Consider the following 5,506-nt stretch of genomic DNA (forward strand, 5'->3'; position numbering starts at 1 on the left):
TGATGAACGGGCTGGGCATCACCATCGTCTCGACGCCGCGCGGCGTGCTCTCGGACGCCGAGGCGCGCGAGCAGAATGTCGGCGGCGAAGTGCTCGCGGAGGTGTTCTGATGAGCCGCATCGGCAAGAAGACGGTTCCGGTCCCGGCCGGCGTCACCGCCAGCATCGCGGACGGCGCGCTGAGCGTGAAGGGCCCCAAGGGCACCCTGTCGCTCCAGCTGGCGGACAGCATCAGCTACAATGTGGGCGACGACGGCATCTCGGTGCAACCGGCCAACGACACCCGGCAGGCGCAGGCCTTCTGGGGCATGCAGCGCACGCTGGTGCAGAACCTGGTGACCGGGGTGACGGAGGGTTTCTCCAAGAAGCTGCTCATCAGTGGTGTCGGCTATCGCGCCGCCGCGCAGGGGCGCAAGCTCAACCTGAAGCTCGGATACAGCCACGACGTCGACATCGACATTCCGGAAGGGCTCGACGTCAAGACGCCCGACGCGACCACCGTCGAGATCAGCGGCGCCGACAAGCAGAAGGTCGGCCAGCTCGCCGCGGAGATCCGCCGCTGGCGCAAGCCCGAGCCATACAAGGGCAAGGGCATCAAGTACGATGGCGAGTTCATCTTCCGCAAGGAAGGGAAGAAGAAGTGAGCAAGGGTCTTTCGCTTTTCGAGAAGCGCCGGCGGCGCAACCGCACGACGCTGCGCGCGCGCAGCGGCACGCGGCCGCGGCTGCACGTGCATCGGTCCGGCAAGCACATCTATGCCCAGGTGATCGACGACGAGGCGGGCCGCACGCTCGCCGCGGCCTCGACGCTTGCCGGGCATGAGGGCGGTACCGGCAACGTCGCCGCCGCGACCGCGGTGGGCCGGCGGGTGGCGGAGGCCGCCAGGGCGGCCGGTGTGACCCGGGTCGTGTTCGACCGTGGCGGTTTCCTGTTCCACGGCCGCGTCAAGGCGCTGGCCGAGGCGGCGCGCGAAGCCGGATTGGAGTTTTAAGAGTGGCCGACACGAACGATATCCAGTCGCAGCCCGGCAATCCTGCCGCGGTCGAGGCTCCCGCCGGTGCTGCCGGCGCTAACACCGGCGGCCCCGCGACGAACGGCCCGGGTGGCGGTTATCAGGGCGGCGGTGGCGGTGGCCGTGGCCGCGGCGGTCCCGGCGGCGGCGGTGGCGGCGGCCGTGGCCGCGGCGGCCCCGGCGGCAATCGCGGCGGGCGCGACAACAACCGCGCGCGGCGCGACGGCGGCGGCCCGCGCGACGAGGGCGGCGAGGAGCTGATCGAGAAGCTCGTCCACATCAATCGCGTGTCCAAGACGGTGAAGGGCGGCAAGCGCTTCGGCTTCGCGGCGCTGGTGATCGTCGGCGACGGCAAGGGCCGGGTCGGCTTCGGCCATGGCAAGGCGCGCGAGGTGCCCGAGGCGATCTCCAAGGGCACGGCGGCGGCCAAGCGCGCGATGATCCGCGTGCCGCTGCGCGAGGGCCGCACGCTGCATCACGATGCCGACGGCCATTTCGGCGCCGGCCGCGTGACGCTGCGCGCGGCGCCGCAGGGCACCGGCATCATCGCCGGCGGCCCGATGCGCGCCATCTTCGAGAGCCTGGGCGTGGCCGACGTGGTGACCAAGTCGGTCGGCACGTCCAATCCCTACAACATGATCCGCGCGACCTTCGAGGCGCTCGGCGACCAGACCAACCCCAAGGCGGTGGCGCAGCGGCGCGGCAAGAAGATCGCCGACCTGCTCGGCCGCGGGCAGGGCCAGTCGACCGAGACTGCCGAAGCCGACGCCGCGGCGCTGGTGGAGTAACGATGGTGGCGACGATCAAGATCAAGCAGACGGGTTCGCCCATCCGCCGCACCGGCGATCAGCGCGCGACGCTGATCGGGCTGGGGCTCAACAAGATGCACCGGGTGTCGGAGCTGACCGACACCCCCGAGGTGCGGGGGATGATCCGCAAAGTGCATCACATGGTCGAGGTGGTGGAGGGGTAAGCCTTCGCGTATGGTGATGCGGCAACCCGTATCGCTAGGCGGAAAGGGGCGCAGCGGGATGACCGCTGCGCCCTTTTTCGTTGTGATGCGGGTGGCGAACCGGTCATGATCCGGCGGCGCGCCCGGCCAGCGGCGCGCCGAAAGAGGGGGATCATGTTCCGTCACCTGCTTGCCGCCGGCGCGCTTGCCGCGGGCGTCGCACCCGTCGCCGTCACGGCCCAGCGCTATGACGAGCGGCCCGCCACGCTCCGGCCCGTCGTCGATCCGGACGCGGACTTCACGCGGCGCGTCATCGACATCCCGATGCGCGACGGGGCGAAGCTGCATACCGTGATCCTGGTGCCCAAGGGCGCGCGCGGGGCGGGCATCCTGCTGACGCGGACGCCCTACAATGCGGAGAAGCTGACCGGCAACGCGAACAGCGGGCGGCTGGCGAGCGTGTTGCAGGGCTATGACAATGCCGCCGACGTGATCGTCGCGGCCGGTTACATCCGCGTCGTCCAGGACGTCCGCGGGAAATATGGCTCGGACGGCGGCTATGTCATGAACCGGCCGCTCGCCGGCACCGCGCTCAATCCGACCGCCGTCGACCATGCGACCGACACGTATGACACGATCGACTGGCTGGTGAAGAACCTGCCCGAATCGAACGGTCGCGTCGGCATCATCGGCATCAGCTATGACGGGTTCACGCCGCTGATGGCGCTGGTCAACCCGCACCCGGCATTGAAGGTGTCGGTACCGATGAATCCGATGGTGGACGGGTGGCGCGGCGACGACTGGTTCCACAACGGCGCGTTCCGCCAGTACGGCATGCCTTATATCTGGCAGCAGGTCGCGACGCGCGACAACAGCAGCGCGTGGACGAGCAGCATCCACGACCAGTACGACCTCTACCTGCGCGCGGGCTCTGCGGGGGCGCTGGCGCAGGCGCATGGGCTCGACCAGATCGGCTTCTGGCGCAAGATCACCGATCACCCGGCCTATGACGCCTTCTGGCAGGAGCAGGCGATGGACCGCGTGCTCGGCCGCCTGCCGCTCAAGGTGCCGACGATGCTGGTCCAGAGCCTGTGGGACCAGGAAGACATCTATGGCGCGATGGCGGTGTACCGTGCGCTGGAGCCGAAAGACACGCACAACGACTTGCTCTTCCTGAGCATCGGGCCGTGGTATCATGGTCAGGCGATCTCCAACGGCAGCCGACTGGGCGCGATCGAGTGGGATGCGGACACGTCCAAGCAGTGGCGGCGCGACGTGCTGGCGCCGTTCCTCGCGCACTATCTCAAGGGCGAACCGATGGACGTCGCGCCGGTCACCGCCTTCCAGAGCGGCACCAACCGATGGCAGCGGCTGCAGCGCTGGTCGGGTGAGGAGGGCACGACGCGGCTGTATCTGCGGCCCGGCATGACGCTGGGGTACGACCCCGCGCCGGCGGCGGCGACCGCGGACTACGTCTCCGACCCGGCGAGCCCCGTCACCTATGAGGCGCGGCCGAACTGGCCCCAGAGCGGCGGCGGCGACGCGAACCCATGGCATAGCTGGCTGGCGGACGACCAGCGGCCGGTGTCGAGCCGGCCCGACGTGCTGACCTTCACCGGCCCCGTGCTGACCGCGCCGGTGACGATCGCCGGGTCGCCGGGGGTGCATCTGACCGCCTCGACCAGCGGGACCGACAGCGACTGGGTGGTGAAGCTGATCGACGTCTACCCGGACGAGGTGCCGGACAAGCCGATGATGGGCGGGTATCAGTTCGCGATCGCGATGGATATCTTCCGCGGCCGGTATCGCGAGGATCCCGCCGTCGCCAGGCCGCTCGCCGCCGGCGTGCCGTTGCGATACAGCTTCGCCTTGCCGACGGCGAACCATGTCTTCCTGCCCGGCCACCGGATCATGGTGCAGGTGCAGTCGAGCTGGTTTCCGCTGTATGATCGCAACCCGCAGCGGTTCGTGCCCAACATCTTCTTCGCGCGGCCGGGTGACTATGTGAAAGCGACGCAGAAGGTCGTGATCGGCGGGGCGGGCGCGAGCTATGTCAGCCTGCCGGTCGTGCGATGAGCCCCCGCAAGGGGTGACAAGCGGATCATGCCCCGCTATGCGCGCCGGCTTCCACCAACCCGCGCGACCATAGCGAAAGCGAGTGCACGACCATGAATCTGAACGAACTCCGCGACAATCCCGGCGCCCGCAAGGGCAGGATGCGCGTCGGCCGCGGCATCGGCTCGGGCAAGGGCAAGACCGGCGGGCGCGGCCAGAAGGGCCAGAAGAGCCGCGAGGGCGTGTCCATCGCCGGCTTCGAGGGCGGCCAGATGCCGCTCCACATGCGGTTGCCCAAGCGCGGCTTCAACAACATCTTCGCCAAGGACTATGCCGAGGTGAACCTGGGCGCGATCCAGCGGGCGGTGGACGCGGGCACGCTGACCGGCAGCGACATCGATCATGCGGCGCTCAAGGCCGCGGGCCTGGCGCGCGGCGGCAAGGACGGCGTGCGGCTGCTCGGCAAGGGCGCGCTGACCGCCAAGCTGAGCTTCACGGTCGCCGGCGTCTCGAAGGGCGCGCGCGAGGCGATCGAGGCGGCGGGCGGCAGCGTCACCGTTCCCGAGCTCGTATCCGCGAGCGACAAGGCGGCGGCCAAGAAGGGCGTCAAGTACAAGGAGCGCCAGGCGCACAAGGCGACGTTCAAGGCGTGATTCGCCGCTTGGCGCGTTCTTTTCGTCGTCATCCCCGCGCAGGCGGGGATCCATGTTCGACGGGGCGACTCGCGCCGATAATTCCCGACGCAGAGAACATCCGACGGTGGATCCCCGCCTGCGCGGGGATGACGGAGGGAAAGCGGCGGGGATGACGGGTAACACGCGGAGAGGTTAGACAAGCCTCAATGCGCGCCTATATGGGCGGCGGGGCGGGCGACAGCCTGATCCCGCCGTGCTTGTTTTCAGGACTAGTCGAACGATGGCATCCGCAGCCGACCAGATGGCCCAGAGCATCAGCCTGGGGAAGTTCGCGCAGGCGACCGACCTCAAGAAGCGGCTGTGGTTCACCGTCGGCGCGCTGATCATCTTCCGCCTGCTGTCCTACGTGCCGCTGCCCGGCATCGACCCGACCGCGCTGGGGCTGCTGAGCCAGAAGACCAACGGCGGTGTGCTCGACTTCTTCAACACCTTCTCGGGCGGCAGCCTGAAGCGCATGAGCCTGATCGCGCTCGGCGTCATGCCCTACATCACGGCCTCGATCGTGGTGCAGCTCGCGACCTCGCTCAGCCCGCAGCTCAACGCCATCAAGAAGGAAGGCGAGAGCGGGCGCAAGAAGCTGAACCAGTATACCCGCTACGGCACCGTCGCGCTGACCGCGATCCAGGGCTATTTCATCGCGCGCGGGCTGGAGACGATCGGGGCCAACCAGGGCATTCAGGCGGTGGTCGAGCCCGGGCCGCTGTTCCGCATGGCGGCAGTCATCTCGCTGATCGGCGGCACCATGTTCCTAATGTGGCTGGGCGAGCAGATCACCAGCCGCGGCATCGGCAAC

8 protein-coding genes are annotated in these 5,506 nt (G+C 68.9%); all 8 read left to right on the forward strand.

Annotation, left to right across the window (positions count from 1 at the left end; all coding sequences use genetic code 11):
• Positions 1-110, forward strand: a 110-nt coding sequence (rpsH, locus tag ACFE64_RS14775) for a 30S ribosomal protein S8 (RefSeq protein ID WP_375393227.1), incomplete at its 5' end; no start/stop codon positions are given.
• Positions 110-643, forward strand: a complete 534-nt coding sequence (gene rplF, locus ACFE64_RS14780) for a 50S ribosomal protein L6 (RefSeq protein WP_375393221.1) — start codon at positions 110-112, stop codon at positions 641-643. The genes rpsH and rplF, both read left to right, overlap by 1 nt.
• Positions 640-990: a 50S ribosomal protein L18 gene (rplR, locus tag ACFE64_RS14785; RefSeq protein WP_375393222.1), complete on the forward strand. Its 351-nt coding sequence runs from the start codon at positions 640-642 to the stop codon at positions 988-990. Before rplF ends, rplR begins: the two co-directional genes overlap by 4 nt.
• A 2-nt stretch (positions 991-992) precedes the next feature.
• Positions 993-1,799, forward strand: a complete 807-nt coding sequence (rpsE, locus tag ACFE64_RS14790; protein WP_375393223.1) for a 30S ribosomal protein S5 — start codon at positions 993-995, stop codon at positions 1,797-1,799.
• Between the two features lie 5 nt (positions 1,800-1,804).
• Complete coding sequence (gene rpmD, locus ACFE64_RS14795; RefSeq protein ID WP_375393228.1) at positions 1,805-1,984, forward strand: 50S ribosomal protein L30; 180 nt, start codon at positions 1,805-1,807, stop codon at positions 1,982-1,984.
• A 153-nt stretch (positions 1,985-2,137) separates the two neighbouring features.
• Entirely contained in the window at positions 2,138-4,039 is a 1,902-nt protein-coding gene (locus tag ACFE64_RS14800) for a CocE/NonD family hydrolase (protein WP_375393224.1), read from the forward strand.
• 92 nt (positions 4,040-4,131) lie between these two features.
• A complete protein-coding gene (gene rplO, locus ACFE64_RS14805) occupies positions 4,132-4,671 on the forward strand; it encodes a 50S ribosomal protein L15 (protein ID WP_375393225.1) in 540 nt (179 codons plus the stop codon).
• A 262-nt stretch (positions 4,672-4,933) separates the two neighbouring features.
• A partial coding sequence (locus ACFE64_RS14810; RefSeq protein ID WP_375393226.1) for a preprotein translocase subunit SecY occupies positions 4,934-5,506 on the forward strand: 573 nt, incomplete at its 3' end.

The sequence above is a fragment of the uncultured Sphingomonas sp. genome, from assembly GCF_964250165.1.
In the GTDB taxonomy this organism is placed as follows: Bacteria; Pseudomonadota; Alphaproteobacteria; order Sphingomonadales; family Sphingomonadaceae; genus Sphingomonas.